The following is a 15,120-nucleotide window of genomic DNA, read 5'->3' on the forward strand; positions in this document are numbered from 1 at the left end:
GAATGTTTGAATGAAAAAGCACCGTGGTAATGCAAAGAAACGAGGTATATAAATGACTAACACTCTTTATGATTATGACCCGACCAAAGCCGAGCGGAAGGCTCTTGGCTACGATTGGGCGGAAAAAGCAAGACGGCAGTTTGAATTAGATAAAATCAACCGTGAGTTGAAAATAGGAATGGTAGTGTTCTTTATTAGCGGTTCAATAGGTAAACGGAGAGTTGATTTTGGAACTATTGACTTTCATTATCCCGGCGCGGTCAGCCTTGCACTATATGACGTTCCGCGTAAAAGAGCCATAGACGGCGTTCCTATTGACCAAATGCAATTTCCTACGCCATTCAAGAAATTACCGAAGAACTGGACGTATGACACGGAATTATATAAGGTGACATATTTGCCTTACCCGCCCGAAGTCGCGGAAGAAGCTAAACATCTTTCTCCGCGCAAAGCCGAGGATGTTAGGCGAGCTATTGACATCGGATTTATCGTTAATCGTCGCGACGTGGATTATAGTAATATCGAAACCAACTTTTCTAAAGGTGACGGATGGCAGATTGTCAAGAGAAGTACGCCGTTTTCTACGCCATTGCTAAATACATATAAGGCAACGTATGAGATTTACCAAACATACGAAGAAGCCGAGGAAGTAATCAAAGCAGAGGAGCGACAGTTACAAATCGAGTCCGAGATGTCGGATGAGGAATGGTCTATCTATCAGATTGACAGAACCTTGTCGAAAATCTCTATGTCGGAAACGGATAGGGAACAGTACAGAAAATTTCTTTTGTCTTTGGATAACATTGAGGATGTCGTTGTCCGACTGAGCGACGGTACGATTCAGTGGAAATATGACCGAAACAAAAGATGGAATAACATCGAGGTATAACTAAAATAAATAGCAAAAAACTTTTATATTTCTATTGACATTCGCGGAAAACCGTGATATAATAATAAAGACCATTAAGAGTGCGTAAGGGAACAAGCCCAATGACCGTACACCAACCTACCGAGTGGCAAGGTGGTAATGCTTGTCTGTATCGCTACAATGATATAGAACCAATGGGAATCTTTTACACCTCTAATGAGATAAATTAGAGAGGATTTGAAACAATGACAAACAACAGAACAATCAAAGAATTAAGCAAAAAGAATGGCAGAGTATATGTATTTCTTGCCAATGTAGAGGTCGGCGAGCAGTTCCTTCAGCAAGCCGAAGATGAGGGTTTTAACTTCGCGGACGGCGCAAAACCCACGGAACGCTGCTATGCTGAGATTATGGCGGTCAACGGAAACAAGACAATCAACTTTGTCGGCGCGAACGGCAGGATTGCTTTCGGCAGCGGAGCGAAGAAGATTGGCGACCAGAAGTTAATCCGCGTGGACTATGAGAAGTATCTAACCGGCGCGGAAAACTATGAATACAAGCAGTAATATCAAGGTCAAGCAATGCCGAAGATTCAGCGTAGAGGAATAATATTCTTTATCGAGAAAAATATCCGTGGTGCTTGGGTTATCTATGGATTGGAAGGAATTAAGCAATACTATGGATATACCAAAGAACAGGCACGGCAAAAATATCTTGATGAAGCGCGAACAATAATAAATGAGAAATGAGGTTATTATGACAAAACTGAGAGTGTGGTGGATTCCGCAAGTTCCAATGGAAGCCTTTTACATTCCTGTCGAATCGCCCGAAGAAGGTCAAAAGGTAATGAATATCCTTGCGACCTATGACTGTTTCCGGTATAACCACAATGTTAAGCCGGATTATGCCAACACGGGCGGCTTGGAATACTTCAATGAAGAAAGCGGCGAGTGGGAAGATTGGTACTTTGAGGACGAAAATTCCTACTATGACAACCTTGATGAATACATTGAGGAACAGTCCGACCGCGCGGCTGAAATTGAAGCTCAGAACAAGGCTTTACTCGAACAGGTGTATTTCGATTAAGAGGTGTTATGAATGTTAAACGTTGAAAGACGGACAGACAAAAAATTTTTTAACTGCAATAATTGCGGAGCAACGAATTATGAATCGGAATGGAATGATACTGTTGATTATTTAACGCATATTTCCACCGAAAACGGCAGCGGTTCATTTATTTGTATTAGGCTTTGTGATAAATGTCTTAAAGAGTTGAAAAATAAACTCAACGATATTCAAACGGACTAAGAGTTGTTTGCGGTGGCGGAATAGGTAGACGCTATAACGAGAGGTAGAGACAGACAGTGGTTCGATTCCACCCTTTGCAACTTGTAGGCGTAGTAGCCATAGCAAAGAGGCTCGTGTTGGTAATAATCGGTCTTATGTGAGGTGCAAATCCTCACCCGCAAATGACTGCAAATAAAATATGTTTTTTATCGACGGAATAACCACAATATATAGTGGTATAAGAAAAACCAAACACAATATATAGTATGTGGGCGGGACGTGTAATCTCGTCCGCAAATAAACGCAAGTAAAATAAATAGCACAAATGATTGTGAGATATGTTTGTATATAGATATTATAATATAATGACAGACCAATTTGAATATGTTGGCGTGAATTTTGGGAATACGATAAACGAATTGATGAGGCGTGTATATAACCATAATTACCAAGATGATTGGTGTAAAAATGGATTTTATCGCATTGATTATATCGAGGTGATAAATAAAAGCGAAGCATATGCTTTAGAAAGCCATTTGATTTCATTATATGAAACATTTCTCCGTCAAAATAAGGATAAATCTAATTATGGTATAAATAGTTTATTGCCAAAACATTTTGAATGGATTATATTGCGCTATGTGCGTGATGGCAAAGTAGTTGTTGTGCCTGAACTTAAAATTCGACAAAGACAATGCAAAAGTAATGTTAAAAGGGTTTTAGAATGGCTTGATAAAAAGTCTATTGGCGAAACATTTTATATTAAAGAGATGTTAGCCGATTTAGAGTTGAGCCAGCAGCAGTTAAAAACTATAAAGCGTGGTAATTTATACATTAAAAATCTTCTTGCGAAAATGAGAATAAATCAGCGAAAAGGATTATATCAAAAAATCTAAAATAAATAGCAAAAAACTTTCATATTTCTATTGACAAATGAAAGAATCGGAGGTATAATGTAAATAGTAAAAAACATTTAGGAGTGATTATAATGTTGAACGCTAATACACTTACAATTACATCTCCATTTCTTTTCCCGAATCAGGAATTTTATATGGAAGCTCCGGCGGAACAGCCGAAACTCAAAAAGGACGGAACGCCCAAGCGCGTAAAGTGCAACAAGCAGCGCGGCAAAAAGTCTGAGGTTTATCCCATTCAGGTCAGCGACATCCGCAGATTTATGGATTGGTTTGCAGACCACGGCAAGTGGGAGTGCTACCTTGCTTTTGTCATCGGTATCAATATGGCACGTCGCGCAGGTGATACGCTTGCACTGAGATGGGAGCATTTCTTTAATGCAAACGGTACATTCCGCGCGGATTTGCTTGAAATCGTAGAGGACAAGACAGATAAACTTGCTAACCCGCACATCAACTCGGCAGTAAGAAAAGCAATCAATCTGTATGTCGAGAAAACGGGCGTGAATCCTGCGGATAACGGTTATCAGAACTACGTATTTGTTCAAACGAGCGGAAACTACAAAGGTAGAGTTATTTCTTATAATGCTTATCGCCTTTGCTTGAAGAAAGCTGCGGACGAACTCGGTGTTGAGTATAACGTCGGAACGCACAGTACACGAAAGACTTTCGGTATGGTTTCTCGTATGCTCCACGCGGGCGATTATGACTCGATGGAACTTCTGCAAACTATCTACAACCATTCCGACACAAAAACCACAAAGAGCTACATTGGATTAACCAAGAAGAAGGTTGACCAGTATTTCGACGATATGGGCGAGTTCTTTGATGATTATGTGACGGGTGAAAAGACATTCACAGAAGTCGCGGAAGCTCCTGTTGTGAGTATTGACGTAAACGACCTGCGAGATGTTATCAAGATGGCTTATAAGGCTGGCGCGGATAATGCCGGAACGACAGACCCCGCCGTTCACCTTGAGGCTATGAATAATCTTCTCGCTATGATTGACGGATTGCAGAAATGAGGTATATTTTGTATGTATAATAATTTTTTACTTGATGGCTGTATTTATAGCGAAAACGAAAAATACTCTTTGAATACTCCATTTAAGTGGAAGGACGAAAGAATTAGCGTTGAGTTTGATTTAATTAGAGAGGGTAACAATGTTTCGTTAAAAGCGATAATCCCTGCGAATAAATACTCTGAATTTCAGTCTATGAAAGGCACTATTCGTTGTATTCAAAGGGTATCTGGGAAAGAATTTATTATCACATTTTTGCCGGAAGATATAATTCGCATTATCAGTGATGATTATGAGGTTGTCAATGTTGCATATCAAAGCAAATGTGAAAAATATCTTATGGATAGAGAAAAGAAATGGCTTGCAAAAGAGGAAGAAGAACGCAAGCAAAAAGAAGCAGAAGAAGCTGAGCGTATGAGTCATTTTTGGTATCGGTTATTCCATCGCAAAAGTGAGGTGAGATAATGAAAGCATCAATCGCTCTGATTGTCCTTGCACTTGTTTTAAGTGTGGCTGCAACTGTGTTGTGTTTATATGTTGGGATTGCAACAGACAGACCTTTCCAAATCGTTTTAGGCGGGTTAAACGCAACGCTTGTGCTGTTTAATACGGCAAATCTAATATCGGTTATACGGAGGAATAAATGACTGCAATCGCAGGAATCCCGAAAACGGAAACAATATGGGTGACATACACCTCTGAAAAAGGCGAGGTTTACCATATCACGGCGAAAACCAACAACAGAGATTATTACTACCTTTATAAAATAGTTGATGGCAAAGCACAGAAACTCGGACGAGCAAGAACACCTACGGAACTTGAAGAAAAATTTTTGAAATAAATCTCACAAAACATATTGACAAAGTTGTTACCTTGTGTTACAATAGTGTTACAAGATAACCCGACGGGTGGAAGGAGTGTTAATGCTTTTCAACTGACAACTGAATAATTCACATAGAGGCACTAAATCCAGCCTACGCGGGTTACATATTCTTACACAAGGTAGGTGCGGATTTATGTTAAAGATTAATGAAAAGATTCGCCCTCGATTTGGTGAAGTGTGGATGTGCCATCTCACAGACAAGGGCGGAAGCGTACAGAGTGGTTATAGACCTGTGTTCATTCTGTCTAACAATCAGAATAATACATATAGCTCCACGCTAAATGTTATTCCTATTACATCCAAGATGAATAAGAGGAAACTGCCAGTTCACGTTGAACTTTGGAATTACGCAATATTCGGATTAAAAACTCCAAGCACAATGATGGTCGAACAGACGACAACGGTTTCCATTGAAAGTCTTGAAAGAAAAATCGGAGCAATTAGCGACCACGCAATCTTGGCGAGCATCGGCAGGGCGATTATCGTTCAGTTCCCGATTTTCGCGGGTTGTTAAAAACAATAGCAAAAAAGATTGACATTTATAATCGGCTTTGCTATAATGTATGTGTAATAATCTGTTTGAGGTGTGAATTATGGGTAAAGTGTCAACAGAAAAGTTATTAGACCGTTTCTTTGGAAGCCCCGAAGGTGCGAAATACGCAAGTAAACGAAAACTAATTAGAGAAGAACAATTATATGAGTATGAAATGGAAATCGGCAAAGAAATTGTCGATATGGATGCTGATGAGATAATTGGCTTCTTGTCTAATATGAAAACACGCAGGAACAGCGCGGAAACGAACACAGTAATGAACAATTACTCGTTAGACCAAGTGTTAGTCATATACCGCAAAGTTTTTGATTACTACATTGAAGAATTTGAAGTTATAAAAAATCCATTCCGCAATCCCAAACTGCGCGGCACAGAGTTGTATAATCGGCTCTATGAAAACAAGGAACGCTTTTCTTGGGAAATGGTTGAGGATATTATATGCAAACTTCACTCAGGCGACAATCAAGCCCGCGCGGATTATATCGAATTGATTATGTTGCTCTACTATAACGGATTTGAGAACGCAACTGAAATCGTGGAAATGCAGGAACAAGATGTAAACCACAAGATGAAGGCTGTTCTCCTGCCGGGCAAGACAATTCATTTGTCGGACAGATGTTATAATTTGCTTACAAAGTTTAATTCAATGACCGAATTAGAGGGTTGGCGGAACTTTGTGTTGGCAAGCTGGCACGGAAGTTATTTCAAGTTCATTGTTAGAGCAAGCAAGGCGGATGAGATTGATGAACGACCGCTGAAGGTTATGCGTGAGAATATCAATGTTTATCTATGCAAGTATGTAAACAATGAGTATAACACGCATATCAATTATAGCAACCTTTATTTGCTTGGATTCTATGATTATTTGGTCGGCAAATTTGGCGAGGGCAGAGTTAATGAAATGCTCTTGTCTAATTATGATAGCGAAGCCGTTCAGCAGTTGCAGCAAGCCGCGCGTGAGTATGGTTTCAAATATGAAAACGTATCTCATTTGAAAAGGCGGCTGAGAATGTTTGTTAAACCAGAAGAAGAATAAAAGTTGGGCTGTCGAAAGGCAGCCTAACACAAACAAATTAAAATAAATATCACAAAACATTTAATACGAGGTGCAGAAGTTGGGATATTATGTATTGACAAATGGAGAAGGAAGTTACATCACGCTTGATAAGAGCGGGAATAAGTATATACCAATAAGAAGCTCAAACGCGGCACATAAGTTTCCTGACTTGAAACGCGCAATGAATGTTCTCAATAACTCAATTACAACGTCAATCCGCAGCCATTATATGCCCGAGTACCACAAGACAGAGGAAATCGTTGAAAAGATTGAAACGGAGCGGCAAAGCGAAATTTGCTTTCGTGAAATTGAAAACAACGAAATCGCGGATTGGCAAAAGCGGATTATGCAGTTGCTTGACCTGTTCGGCGGGACGGATAATCGCACAAGTGAACTCTCCGAAAAACTGAGCGACGTGGACAAAAAGATTGTAGATGTTGAGCATTATATAGAGTTTGGTAAGTTCAATGCTTATCAAGGTTGGATATGTTTCAAGATGTTGCAGAATCTCCTTCAGCAACGCCGGCAATACAAGAACGAAATGCAGGTTTTGCAAAAGATAAAGAGCTGCCCAATATCCAAAGAAGCAATCAAGGCACTTTCGGACAGCGTGGCGGAGGCACAGAATAAAGTGTATAAGCCGCGCAAATTCACAGAGTTATTTTCGGGGTGGTCGGAACGAAGAAATTAAAACTATGGCTTTATTATAACAAGCCGCGAATCCAAATATATCCACATATGTTGTACATAAGATGGCGGGATTACGAATGGATTATTCCGCGAAACAATAATTACTATCGTTAAGGAGAATTATAATGTATGTACCAAAGCCTGTCGATACGGCAGATGTTACACTAAGTCCTGACATTGTTGAGTTGGGCGAGAAAATTACAGAGAGCGTCCACGATGTATGGACGGAAGGTCGGGTTAAAGAGGGATGGACATATGGCGAAACGAGAAATGATGAACTAAAGCAACATCCTTGTCTTGTTCCATATGGAGATTTGTCCGATTCCGAAAAGGAATACGACCGCAATACCGCGATGGAAACACTCAAACTCATTATGAAGTTGGGCTACAAAATCGAAAAGGTATAATAATACATAAGGAGAACAGAGAATGAAAAAAATTACTTGTTGTTGTAGATTTTCAGAATGACTTTATTGACGGTGCGCTCGGAACTTCCGAAGCTGTGGAAATCGTGCCAAACGTGGTAAACAAAATCAACGATTGGGATGGCGACATCGCTTTTACTGCCGACACTCACGGCGAAAATTACCTTGAAGCCAACGAGGGCAAGCATTTGCCGGTCGTACATTGCGTACAGAATACGGACGGTTGGGAACTTCGCGCGGAGGTTGCAAAGGCTGTCAAAGAAAAGATGGATGCAAAGGTATTTCAGGGCGTTTCATTCCTAAAAGATACTTTCGGTTCGCTTGACCTTATGAACTACATTAGCGCAATCGGTTATGAGTATGTTGAGTTTATCGGACTATGCACGGACATTTGCGTTGCAAGTAACGCGATTATGGCGAAGGCTTTTCTGCTCGAAGCCCAGATTGTCGTTGACCCGTCTTGCTGCGCGGGCGTAACTCCCGAAACCCACGATGCGGCACTTACCACAATGAAGATGCGTCAGATTGATATTTTGGAGGTAGCAAAATGATTAGGATTAAGGGCGACGAAATCACTTTGTCGAGATTTCCCGACGGAACTCTGCGCCTGATACCAAATCTTCCCAATATTTCGTTAGAAGAATCATCATAAGCGTATGCTCTCATTGCTTGGAACTACGAGAGCGATGAGGAAATGGCGGCAATCCTATTCTTGACTAAGCACCTTAAAAATCTTGGATATAATGTCAGTTTGGATATGCCGTATATCCCAAATGCTCGGCAGGATAGAGTAAAAGGAGAAAATGACGTATTCACACTCAAATATTTCGCGGAGTTCATCAACTCTCTTGATTTCGATAGAGTATTTGTGTTAGACCCTCGTTCTAATGTTAGCGCGGCACTGATTGATAAAATCATCGTAGAATCTCCCGAATATTATTGTGATAAGGCAATACAGAAAATATATTATGAAATTGAGTTTAGTCCGCTGATGGCTTTTTATCCCGATGAGGGCGCAACGAAACGATACTCCGAGAGCTACGGCTTGGAATGTGCATACGCCGCGAAAAATCGCGACTAGCAGACTGGCAAAATCCTCGGATTATCGGTTTCTCATATGCTGTTCTGAATAAGTATATCCGCACAGGAGTATGTGCAGACAGTATTATAAGAGAGCGAATTGTCGCTATGCACGAAAAGAATATATTTAAGCTGTTACCAATGCCGACATTTCCTTATAATGGGAAAATAACGGTTTATGTGGAGTAATTAATATGAAATTTCTTAACAGAATTTTAAAAAAAGAGGTATATAATATGAAATTTAATGTAATCAACAATTCGTCCAACGTCAATGTTGAGGTTAAAGATAATTTGGACGGTTCTGTTGCAATTATCGTAGATGTTAAGCCAAATGGCAAACCGCTTTCAGAGTATAAGCCTGGTGAAACCGCAACTATTGGCGAACGTGAATACATCGTCCTCGGTCACGCAAACGAAACAACTGCGCTTGTTACAAAGGATATTGCGAAAACAATGGAGTTTGGTACTTCCGGCGACTATCGCAAGAGTTATGTGCGTGATTATTGCAACGGCGAATTTTATAGGGGACTTGTAAAAGCTGTGGGAGCAGACAATATCATTCCCCATACGGTCAATCTTATGTGTGATGATGGTTCAAATAAGGGCATTGTATGTAAGGATAATGTATCAATTCTTACTATGGCTAATTATCGCCGCTATCGTGAGCAGCTTCCCGCGATTGGCAAGACGTTCTGGACAGCAACAGACGTAACTGTTCTCGATAAGGATTACGCTCGCAGCGTTTGCTGCGTCCGTTCCAGCGGTGTTCCGAGCTGGTGTGGCTGTGGCTGGACTTGCGGTGTGCGCCCGTTTTGTATCTTGAAATCTTCTGTCTTGGTATCTTGACATCTTGAACTCTTAAATGGACGAATCACAATTTGAGATAGGAAATAAGGCGGAAAAGTTGTATTTTGCGGTGTTTGATGCTACAACCAACCGCCATCATTATCCTGTTAGATTTCGCAGGTTGTCGGACAAGTTGCAAGAATACGCTCTTGATATATATAGTAATTTAATTGATGCTAATTCATTCAAGGCGGATACTCTGCAACACCGAACAACAAAATATGATTTACAAACTAAAGCAATTACGACTTGTAACAAATTTTTAAGTTTAACAAGATATAGTTTGCACGCAAAACTAATAAGTTTTGCAATAAGCGAGGAATGGACACGATTAGCACACGATGTTAAATTTATGTCGCTCGCTTGGAGAAAAACATAAATTAATACATATAGGTTATGCGCTGTTGCTCGCAACGTTTGCTACGTCAATTCCAACGGTGTTCCGAACTGGAATGACTGTGGCTGGACTTACGGTGTGCGCCCGTTCTGGTGGATTAGTGAGGACTATAAATCGCAACAACAGCGATTACAAGGAGTACGCCACATCATCAAAAGAGCGCATAACCTTTCTCACGGAGGTTGGGATAAATACAAAAGATTATTATGGATGATTTTCAAACACTTACTGATTTTGGGAATCTCTATAATTCTTACCTTGTTTCGTTAAAAGGCAAAGGTAAGATAAAGAGTGCGGCGAGATTTAATATTATGGCACTCGAAAACCTTTATGTAATGAAGCAACGTCTTTTAAACCATACATATCGAATTTCGCCGTATTCAGAGTTTGTAGTTAAAGAACCAAAAGAAAGAATTATAAAATCTGGTTCATTTCGCGATAAGGTATTACAACATTGTTTATGCGATTATGTGTTGATACCAAAACTTAATAATGAATTTATACTTGATAATTATGCCGGACAGATTGGCAAAGGTACTTTGTTTGGTTTGGATAGATTATCGAAGCATCTATTAGATTTCTATTCCGAACGCGGTTGTAATGGTTATATTTTAAAATGTGATATAACTAAATTCTTTTATTCAATTAACCATAATGTAATGAAGAAATTGATTAAAGAATTATTTACTGATGAGGATATTCAATGGATTTGTAATTCATTTATTGACAGTGTGGATGGTGATGGTCTACCTCTCGGAAATCAAAGTAGTCAAGTTTTCGCACTTATATATCTTAACGGTCTTGACCATTACATAACCAAGGAATTAGGTTGCAAGTATTATGGTCGATATATGGACGATTTTTATTTACTTTCTGATGATAGAGAATATCTCAAAGAATGTTTGGCTAAAATTAAAAAATATTTGGCTAATCTCAAATTAACATTGAATAACAAAACCGAGATTGTTTCAATGAGTAAGGGAATACGATTTCTCGGATTTCATACATATCTTACCGAGGAGGGCAAGATTATCCGCAAACTTAACAGTGATAACAAAAGACATATTAAAAAGCGTTTGAGAAAATATGCAAAGTTAGTTTTTGATGGCAGAATGGAGAGAAAACGCTTTAATGAGATATATCAATCGTGGCGAAATCACGCTTCTCACGGTAATTGTTTTAAACTGATTTATGAAATGGATTTATTTATGGATGAATTAATGAATGAGCAGAAAACAGAATTAAGAATAATTATTGCCGGAAGTAGAGATTTCAATGATTACGAATTTCTAAAGAAACAACTGTCTAAATTTATCAAAGACCACCAGAATAGGAGATTTACTATTGTTAGTGGTGCAGCCCGTGGAGCAGACCAACTCGGAGAGAAATACGCAAGAGAGAAATGTATTCAATTAAAGCGTTTTCCTGCGGACTGGAATAACCTTGGACGGAGTGCAGGATATATTCGCAATACTCAAATGCTGGATTATATCAAGCAAAATGATTGTGAGGGATATGTATTGGCATTTTGGGATGGTCAGAGCAAGGGAACACGGCATATGATTAAAACCGCCAAAAAAGCGGGAGTGACCGTTGAAATAAAATTTTTCAAAAAAAAATTAATGTAAATAGCAAAAAACATATTGACAAAATTTTAGAGTTGTGGTATAATTCTAAATGTAGTCAAGAGAAGCCGATGTGGGTCGGCAATTCTTAAAATCTTTAATGTAAATAGCACAAAAAATATAAATCGAGTAGTGAGTATAGAGCCATATGAAGTGCGCCGCGACGTACAACCGTTAGCTGAATCCGTACAAATTCGCTATCGGGCGGCAGAGATTAGGAGCCTTGTGTAGTTTGGTTTAGCATCGCGCGATAGTTAGCGCGGAAAGCAGGTTCGATTCCTGCTGGTTCTGGCTGAAAAGAAAATCTCTTAAAAGCACAGATTATGAAAAAGTAGTGACAGGAAAATGAGAATAGAAGAAAACCGTTGATGATACTACGCGCGGGTTGAATCAACCTCTACTCCCATAGGTGAGAGTCCTATGGCTCGATTTTCAATGGGCTATGGTGTAGCGGTAACACAGCGGACTTTGACTCTGCCATCTCTGGTTCAAATCCAGATAGCCCAGCCAGAGGTCGAACTGCCTTTAGCCAAAAGAGTTTGTTTTCATACTTTTGTTTATCGGAAGTAAGGTTTGCGCGTTTTACTTAATAAGAGCGTGGAGTACGGTTTCAATTTAAGCCGAGGGAAGTTTATTCATTCTGACCTATGGAAAGCGAATGGGTAAGGCAGGATTCGTGCCTTGTATATCGGAGATTACAAGTAATCATATTCCGGGTTGGCTGCGAGATATTGATTACACAGATTAGGATGACAACCTACTTTCAACCGCAAAAGATAACAATAGTCAATAAATTTAATGGCTCGCGGCTCGCAAAGAGCGACCACATATTATGACTTTGGCGGAAGTCGCGGGTTATATGGCGCGGTAATCCTAATTGGTAAGGAGTTGTCCTGCTAAGACAATAGTAGCCGGGTTTATCTCGGTGTGTGAGTTCAAGTCTCACCCGCGCCGCCAATGGTTCTCGTTGACCCAGAATAACGAGCGATGCCCAATGAGAAGCGGGCGTGAAGTCTGTCAGTCAGACAATGCTGAGATAGCGGCTGCGTGTTAAAATGCTTGGATTTTGCGGTTTTTCGCAGAGGATTTCGCGTGAAGAAATGGAGTAAGAAAAACCGTATATATGGGGCTGAAATAGATTCGACAGGGCGCAGAAAACATATAACTTCGCAGGAATGTAACATCCTTAAAGTACATCTTAAAAATAAACGACACTACTGTTGTTACGCTTCATCCCGCGCTTTTAGCAGTTCTCGGTCAGAGAGCCGTAGCGTGAGATTCCGATAAGCACCTGCTATTCGGTCTAACTTATCGGACGGAAATAGAATAGCAAACAACGGTTTCTTGCCTCCGTAAAAGGTAAGTGTTGGAGTGGGTGTAATTCCTTACATCTCCATTCGTTTCCCGCGAATTAAAACAATGTTGTGGTTTGCAGATTGCCACGGAGCAAAATCGGCTATTGCGTGAAAAGAGTTAGTGTGGGTATGTGTTTTGGACACGGGTTCGATTCCCGTCAGTTCCACCAGTTATAGGGTTAGGCAATTTGTTAGTGTGCTTTCCTAATTTGGCATATTACTGTAATGCCAAAGGGAAATGAGGGTTTTGCCAATGCCGGATAGAAAGAGGTTGATTCCGGCTATGTTTCTAAAGGATGCGGTGCGGAATAGCAGGACTGATATAAGTGATGGAGAAGAAATTCAGAGAAGTTGCTATATGTCGAGGATAAGTAGTCCATCCTGTTCCTTTTGAAACGAGAATCGACTAAGGGCATCAGGGACTCCCCCGATTGCACGTATTTCGTGCATTACGAAGGCAATAAAGTTAGTAATAACGTGAGCAACTATGGTGAGGGAAGGGAGTCGCTGGACAGTGGGAAAGTCCAGGTTTTGAAGAAAGATGAACCAAATCCACATCTATAAAAAGGATTGGTGGTAGTGGAATCTTTGTATTCACCCGATGAACCTAACTCACATCGTTAAAAAGAGTTGGTGGTGGGTGTGTTGTTTTTACGACTCCGGACAGCCCGGAAAGACGGGCAATTTGCAGATATGATGTAGCTGGTAGCATATCAGCCTTCCAAGCTGAATGGGCGAGTTCAAATCTCGTTATCTGCTCCAATGCTGATTGAGCTGGTGAAAGACCTCCCCAACTATAAGGGGTGAACTGTTCGGCTCGTATAATTAGCAGCATAGTTGGTAGCACTACGGTCAAGAAGCTATCCGCGATTGGTGGTTGACGTAGGGATTTGACAACCAATAACCATCTGACACCTCGGAAAGACGAGGCATATATGTGGCGGGTTAGTCAAGAGGTTAAGATACGCGGCTTTCAATCGCGTGACGCTGGGTTCAATTCCCGCACCCGCTACCATAAGTTCATTTTGAACTTCTTCTCATTAGATAGTTTATTCTTGGATTCGGAATAAATTCATCTTGGCGGCTCGGAAAGACGAGCAACCTGCGGATATGATGTAATGGTAGCATATCAGATTCCCAATCTGATTGTGAGGGTTCAAATCCCTTTATTCGCTCCATATAGGTTGGTGCTGAAAATGATTGAAATAATAATTACATTTGTTGTTCCTATATTACTGAATTTAATAATCATTATTAGTGCAATAATCCAAAATGAAAAAGAGAAACAATGTCACGAACACTTACTTCATAGTATTCCACATACTCCTGTTATGGATAAAACTGTGAATGGCGATAGCGATATAAATGAGTTGTTAGAAACTTGTCTCAAATTGGGTTGTAACGGATTTACTATGAATGAAATGAGAGAGATGCTTAATATAGAGAAAGTTACAAATGATAATATTAGCAAGCCAAAACATTATCCAACAAATTGTGTGAACTGTGGCGCAGTATTACACGGAAATCAATGCGAATATTGCGGAACGGAATACAATTAAATATGTGGTTGTTGGTGTAACGGTAGCACGGTAGCTTGTGACGCTATTAGCGTAGGTTCGACCCCTACACTTCCACCCATATGGCGAGATAGTTTAATGGGTAAAGAACACCACCGGAAGGGTGGAGGCGCAAGTTCGACACTTGCCTCGCCAACATAAAATTTGTGTGGTGCGTTGCCGAAAAATCGGAGGAAAGCACGATGACCGCGTGGAAAGTCGCGTTGACACTTTGGAAAGACAAAGGTATACGCCGATGTAGCTCAGTCAGGTAGAGCAGCGGACGGATAATCCGCGGTGTCGGTGGTTCGATTCCACCCATCGGTTGGGCTTTAGAAGGTCATACGCCCAACTCACAAGACCTCTCACAGTGATTCGCGACATTGTGGATGCGAAACAAGTGTAATACAACTTGGTTGAGTGCCAAAAAGTGTTGGGCACCTCGGAAAGACGAGGAGTATACTTGTGCGTATAGCAAAATTGGTAATGCACTTGACTTTTAATCAAGAGATTGTCAGTTCGAGCCTGACTACGCACACCATAGACGGCTATTTGTAATC

At 40.4% G+C, this 15,120-nt stretch carries 18 protein-coding genes, 9 tRNA genes, 1 other RNA gene, 1 pseudogene and 1 riboswitch; all 29 genes and pseudogenes read left to right on the forward strand.

The window, feature by feature from the left end:
• Nucleotides 1-52 precede the first annotated feature (52 nt).
• Nucleotides 53-889: a hypothetical protein gene (locus BLP46_RS00905; RefSeq protein WP_092974197.1), complete on the forward strand. Its 837-nt coding sequence runs from the start codon at nt 53-55 to the stop codon at nt 887-889.
• Nucleotides 890-960: 71 nt separating this feature from the next.
• A riboswitch (SAM riboswitch) is annotated at nt 961-1,066 on the forward strand.
• 47 nt (nt 1,067-1,113) lie between these two features.
• Complete coding sequence (locus BLP46_RS00910; protein WP_092974200.1) at nt 1,114-1,434, forward strand: hypothetical protein; 321 nt, start codon at nt 1,114-1,116, stop codon at nt 1,432-1,434.
• Between the two features lie 15 nt (nt 1,435-1,449).
• Nucleotides 1,450-1,617, forward strand: a complete 168-nt coding sequence (locus BLP46_RS12900) for a hypothetical protein (protein WP_167669132.1) — start codon at nt 1,450-1,452, stop codon at nt 1,615-1,617.
• 7 nt (nt 1,618-1,624) lie between these two features.
• A complete protein-coding gene (locus BLP46_RS00915; protein ID WP_092974204.1) occupies nt 1,625-1,954 on the forward strand; it encodes a hypothetical protein in 330 nt (109 codons plus the stop codon).
• A 12-nt stretch (nt 1,955-1,966) separates the two neighbouring features.
• Nucleotides 1,967-2,176 carry a hypothetical protein gene (locus BLP46_RS00920; protein WP_092974207.1) on the forward strand — a complete coding sequence of 70 codons (210 nt, stop codon included), beginning with the start codon at nt 1,967-1,969 and terminating at the stop codon, nt 2,174-2,176.
• Nucleotides 2,177-2,493: 317 nt separating this feature from the next.
• Complete coding sequence (locus tag BLP46_RS00925; protein ID WP_092974210.1) at nt 2,494-3,051, forward strand: hypothetical protein; 558 nt, start codon at nt 2,494-2,496, stop codon at nt 3,049-3,051.
• A gap of 92 nt (nt 3,052-3,143) precedes the next feature.
• Nucleotides 3,144-4,094: a tyrosine-type recombinase/integrase gene (locus tag BLP46_RS00930; RefSeq protein ID WP_092974214.1), complete on the forward strand. Its 951-nt coding sequence runs from the start codon at nt 3,144-3,146 to the stop codon at nt 4,092-4,094.
• Between the two features lie 12 nt (nt 4,095-4,106).
• A complete protein-coding gene (locus tag BLP46_RS00935; RefSeq protein ID WP_092974217.1) occupies nt 4,107-4,556 on the forward strand; it encodes a hypothetical protein in 450 nt (149 codons plus the stop codon).
• 178 nt (nt 4,557-4,734) lie between these two features.
• Nucleotides 4,735-4,932, forward strand: coding sequence for a hypothetical protein (locus BLP46_RS00945; RefSeq protein ID WP_092974222.1), 198 nt, complete (start codon nt 4,735-4,737; stop codon nt 4,930-4,932).
• 175 nt (nt 4,933-5,107) lie between these two features.
• Nucleotides 5,108-5,488: a type II toxin-antitoxin system PemK/MazF family toxin gene (locus BLP46_RS00950; RefSeq protein ID WP_092974225.1), complete on the forward strand. Its 381-nt coding sequence runs from the start codon at nt 5,108-5,110 to the stop codon at nt 5,486-5,488.
• Between the two features lie 79 nt (nt 5,489-5,567).
• A complete protein-coding gene (locus BLP46_RS00955) occupies nt 5,568-6,563 on the forward strand; it encodes a site-specific integrase (RefSeq protein WP_092974228.1) in 996 nt (331 codons plus the stop codon).
• Nucleotides 6,564-6,657: 94 nt separating this feature from the next.
• Nucleotides 6,658-7,275: a hypothetical protein gene (locus BLP46_RS00960; RefSeq protein ID WP_143000421.1), complete on the forward strand. Its 618-nt coding sequence runs from the start codon at nt 6,658-6,660 to the stop codon at nt 7,273-7,275.
• 124 nt (nt 7,276-7,399) lie between these two features.
• Nucleotides 7,400-7,681: a RyR domain-containing protein gene (locus tag BLP46_RS00965; RefSeq protein WP_092974235.1), complete on the forward strand. Its 282-nt coding sequence runs from the start codon at nt 7,400-7,402 to the stop codon at nt 7,679-7,681.
• Nucleotides 7,682-7,725: 44 nt separating this feature from the next.
• Nucleotides 7,726-8,250: pseudogene (locus BLP46_RS00970) on the forward strand (cysteine hydrolase family protein); the annotation flags it as partial.
• Between the two features lie 143 nt (nt 8,251-8,393).
• Nucleotides 8,394-8,780 carry a phosphoribosyltransferase family protein gene (locus tag BLP46_RS00975; protein ID WP_092974241.1) on the forward strand — a complete coding sequence of 129 codons (387 nt, stop codon included), beginning with the start codon at nt 8,394-8,396 and terminating at the stop codon, nt 8,778-8,780.
• 193 nt (nt 8,781-8,973) lie between these two features.
• On the forward strand, nt 8,974-9,627 hold the full coding sequence (locus tag BLP46_RS00980; RefSeq protein WP_092974244.1) for a hypothetical protein: 654 nt from the start codon (nt 8,974-8,976) through the stop codon (nt 9,625-9,627).
• Nucleotides 9,628-9,643: 16 nt separating this feature from the next.
• Entirely contained in the window at nt 9,644-10,006 is a 363-nt protein-coding gene (locus BLP46_RS00985) for a four helix bundle protein (protein ID WP_092974247.1), read from the forward strand.
• Nucleotides 10,007-10,230: 224 nt separating this feature from the next.
• The gene (locus BLP46_RS00990) at nt 10,231-11,652 is read left to right on the forward strand and encodes a reverse transcriptase domain-containing protein (protein WP_207645189.1); all 1,422 of its coding nucleotides are present in this window, start codon (nt 10,231-10,233) and stop codon (nt 11,650-11,652) included.
• A 433-nt stretch (nt 11,653-12,085) separates the two neighbouring features.
• Nucleotides 12,086-12,159, forward strand: a tRNA-Gln gene (locus tag BLP46_RS00995).
• A 351-nt stretch (nt 12,160-12,510) separates the two neighbouring features.
• A tRNA-Ser gene (locus tag BLP46_RS01000) sits at nt 12,511-12,606 on the forward strand.
• A gap of 168 nt (nt 12,607-12,774) precedes the next feature.
• Nucleotides 12,775-13,174: a transfer-messenger RNA gene (ssrA, locus tag BLP46_RS01005) on the forward strand.
• A 517-nt stretch (nt 13,175-13,691) separates the two neighbouring features.
• Nucleotides 13,692-13,766, forward strand: a tRNA-Gly gene (locus BLP46_RS01010).
• 177 nt (nt 13,767-13,943) lie between these two features.
• Nucleotides 13,944-14,019: transfer RNA gene (locus BLP46_RS01015), tRNA-Glu, on the forward strand.
• An 89-nt stretch (nt 14,020-14,108) separates the two neighbouring features.
• Nucleotides 14,109-14,182, forward strand: a tRNA-Gly gene (locus BLP46_RS01020).
• An 18-nt stretch (nt 14,183-14,200) separates the two neighbouring features.
• Nucleotides 14,201-14,563 carry a hypothetical protein gene (locus BLP46_RS01025; protein ID WP_092974250.1) on the forward strand — a complete coding sequence of 121 codons (363 nt, stop codon included), beginning with the start codon at nt 14,201-14,203 and terminating at the stop codon, nt 14,561-14,563.
• Between the two features lie 5 nt (nt 14,564-14,568).
• Nucleotides 14,569-14,642 (forward strand) — tRNA-His (locus BLP46_RS01030).
• Nucleotides 14,643-14,645: 3 nt separating this feature from the next.
• Nucleotides 14,646-14,716: transfer RNA gene (locus tag BLP46_RS01035), tRNA-Phe, on the forward strand.
• A gap of 96 nt (nt 14,717-14,812) precedes the next feature.
• Nucleotides 14,813-14,887: transfer RNA gene (locus BLP46_RS01040), tRNA-Ile, on the forward strand.
• Nucleotides 14,888-15,025: 138 nt separating this feature from the next.
• A tRNA-Lys gene (locus BLP46_RS01045) sits at nt 15,026-15,101 on the forward strand.
• The last annotated feature ends 19 nt before the right edge of the window (nt 15,102-15,120 follow it).

Origin of the sequence: Ruminococcus sp. YE282 (genome assembly GCA_900101355.1) — a bacterium.
Taxonomy (GTDB): Bacteria; Bacillota; Clostridia; order Oscillospirales; family Acutalibacteraceae; genus Ruminococcoides; species Ruminococcoides bromii_A.

What these genes read in the sequence shown, in the direction of transcription:
- BLP46_RS00905 (WP_092974197.1), top strand. Translation starts at nt 53, where the DNA reads ATGACTAACACTCTTTATGATTATGACCCGACCAAAGCCGAGCGGAAG.
- BLP46_RS00910 (WP_092974200.1), top strand. Translation starts at nt 1,114, where the DNA reads ATGACAAACAACAGAACAATCAAAGAATTAAGCAAAAAGAATGGCAGA.
- BLP46_RS12900 (WP_167669132.1), top strand. Translation starts at nt 1,450, where the DNA reads ATGCCGAAGATTCAGCGTAGAGGAATAATATTCTTTATCGAGAAAAAT.
- BLP46_RS00915 (WP_092974204.1), top strand. Translation starts at nt 1,625, where the DNA reads ATGACAAAACTGAGAGTGTGGTGGATTCCGCAAGTTCCAATGGAAGCC.
- BLP46_RS00920 (WP_092974207.1), top strand. Translation starts at nt 1,967, where the DNA reads ATGTTAAACGTTGAAAGACGGACAGACAAAAAATTTTTTAACTGCAAT.
- BLP46_RS00925 (WP_092974210.1), top strand. Translation starts at nt 2,494, where the DNA reads ATGTTTGTATATAGATATTATAATATAATGACAGACCAATTTGAATAT.
- BLP46_RS00930 (WP_092974214.1), top strand. Translation starts at nt 3,144, where the DNA reads ATGTTGAACGCTAATACACTTACAATTACATCTCCATTTCTTTTCCCG.
- BLP46_RS00935 (WP_092974217.1), top strand. Translation starts at nt 4,107, where the DNA reads ATGTATAATAATTTTTTACTTGATGGCTGTATTTATAGCGAAAACGAA.
- BLP46_RS00945 (WP_092974222.1), top strand. Translation starts at nt 4,735, where the DNA reads ATGACTGCAATCGCAGGAATCCCGAAAACGGAAACAATATGGGTGACA.
- BLP46_RS00950 (WP_092974225.1), top strand. Translation starts at nt 5,108, where the DNA reads ATGTTAAAGATTAATGAAAAGATTCGCCCTCGATTTGGTGAAGTGTGG.
- BLP46_RS00955 (WP_092974228.1), top strand. Translation starts at nt 5,568, where the DNA reads ATGGGTAAAGTGTCAACAGAAAAGTTATTAGACCGTTTCTTTGGAAGC.
- BLP46_RS00965 (WP_092974235.1), top strand. Translation starts at nt 7,400, where the DNA reads ATGTATGTACCAAAGCCTGTCGATACGGCAGATGTTACACTAAGTCCT.
- BLP46_RS00975 (WP_092974241.1), top strand. Translation starts at nt 8,394, where the DNA reads ATGGCGGCAATCCTATTCTTGACTAAGCACCTTAAAAATCTTGGATAT.
- BLP46_RS00980 (WP_092974244.1), top strand. Translation starts at nt 8,974, where the DNA reads ATGAAATTTCTTAACAGAATTTTAAAAAAAGAGGTATATAATATGAAA.
- BLP46_RS00985 (WP_092974247.1), top strand. Translation starts at nt 9,644, where the DNA reads ATGGACGAATCACAATTTGAGATAGGAAATAAGGCGGAAAAGTTGTAT.
- BLP46_RS00990 (WP_207645189.1), top strand. Translation starts at nt 10,231, where the DNA reads ATGGATGATTTTCAAACACTTACTGATTTTGGGAATCTCTATAATTCT.
- BLP46_RS01025 (WP_092974250.1), top strand. Translation starts at nt 14,201, where the DNA reads ATGATTGAAATAATAATTACATTTGTTGTTCCTATATTACTGAATTTA.